This window comes from Sulfitobacter sp. 1A15299 (assembly GCF_043556915.1).
In the GTDB taxonomy this organism is placed as follows: domain Bacteria; phylum Pseudomonadota; class Alphaproteobacteria; order Rhodobacterales; family Rhodobacteraceae; genus Sulfitobacter.
Window position 1 is genome coordinate 1 of record NZ_JBIFFJ010000081.1, and the last position, 1,058, is coordinate 1,058.

Genomic DNA, 1,058 nt, shown 5'->3' on the forward strand with positions numbered 1-1,058 from the left:
CTAAAGCGTTTCTAACGAAACCTGAATCGTAGGGGATTCCCAAAATGGTCTGATTGTGATTCATCCTGTTTGGGAGGATGAACTATGTCAGCACCTTTGCCATCAGCGCTTCGGGCGCGGTTTCAGAGATATATTGAGGAAGGATTAAGCGGGCGAGCGGCGGCAGCGCGCTTGAAGTTGTCGCCAGCAACAGGCGCACGGTGGCGGCAACAGATTCAAAAGACAGGCCGGGCTGATCCGGCCGTACAGGGGCGTCCAAAAGGGTCTGGAAAATTAGCCCCCTACGTTGGCTTTTTCGAAGAGTTGATCGCTCAAGACCCTGATATCACATTGTTTGAGTTGCGTGATGCACTTGCTGATGCAACCGGACTTCAGGTCCACCACTCTGCTATCGGACACCTGCTAAAGCGGCTCGGGTTCACGCATAAAAAAAGTCACTGGTCGCTACCGAACGTCACCGCGCAAAGGTAAGGCGACGACGTGAGGATTGGTTCGCACACCGCTTGCCAGCCATCGCGCGGATGCCGGAACGCGTGGTCTTTCTTGATGAAACAGCGGTCAAAACGAACCTCACACGGCTACGCGGTTGGACCCCTCGTGGCGAGCGCCTAACAATGGACGCGCCCTTCGGCAGTTGGGGGACCCAAACCCTGATTGCGGGGCTGACAAATGAGGCTCTGATCGCACCTTGGGTGATCAGAGGTGCGATGGATGGCCCTGCCTTTGCAGCCTATGTGCGCAAGGTACTGATCCCTGAGATCGCGCCCGGCACGGTAGTGGTTCTCGACAACCTCGCGACGCATCGCAACAAAGAAGCCGCGGCGGCACTCAAGGCCCATGGATGCTGGTTTCTCTATCTGCCGCCATATTCGCCAGACCTGAACCCGATTGAGTTGGCCTTCTCCAAATTGAAGGCTCACCTCAGACGCATCAGTGCGCGATCATTCACCTCGGTGTTCGAAGCCCTTGGCGATATCTGCGCGATGTACTCCCCGCAGGAGTGTTCAAACTACTTTCAGGCTGCCGGCTATGCCTCAGGTTAAAGTAGAAATGCTCTA

2 protein-coding genes are annotated in these 1,058 nt (G+C 55.8%); both read left to right on the forward strand.

All coding sequences use genetic code 11. From position 1 onward, the window contains the following. Positions 1–84: 84 nt before the first annotated feature. The gene (locus tag ACGYK7_RS19160) at positions 85–471 is read left to right on the forward strand and encodes a transposase (RefSeq protein ID WP_394403957.1); all 387 of its coding nucleotides are present in this window, start codon (positions 85–87) and stop codon (positions 469–471) included. Between the two features lie 50 nt (positions 472–521). Beyond that, positions 522–1,043, forward strand: coding sequence for an IS630 family transposase (locus ACGYK7_RS19165; protein WP_394403958.1), 522 nt, complete (start codon positions 522–524; stop codon positions 1,041–1,043). Positions 1,044–1,058: the final 15 nt, after the last annotated feature.

What these genes read in the sequence shown, in the direction of transcription:
- ACGYK7_RS19165 (WP_394403958.1), top strand. Translation starts at nt 522, where the DNA reads ATGCCGGAACGCGTGGTCTTTCTTGATGAAACAGCGGTCAAAACGAAC.
- ACGYK7_RS19160 (WP_394403957.1), top strand. Translation starts at nt 85, where the DNA reads ATGTCAGCACCTTTGCCATCAGCGCTTCGGGCGCGGTTTCAGAGATAT.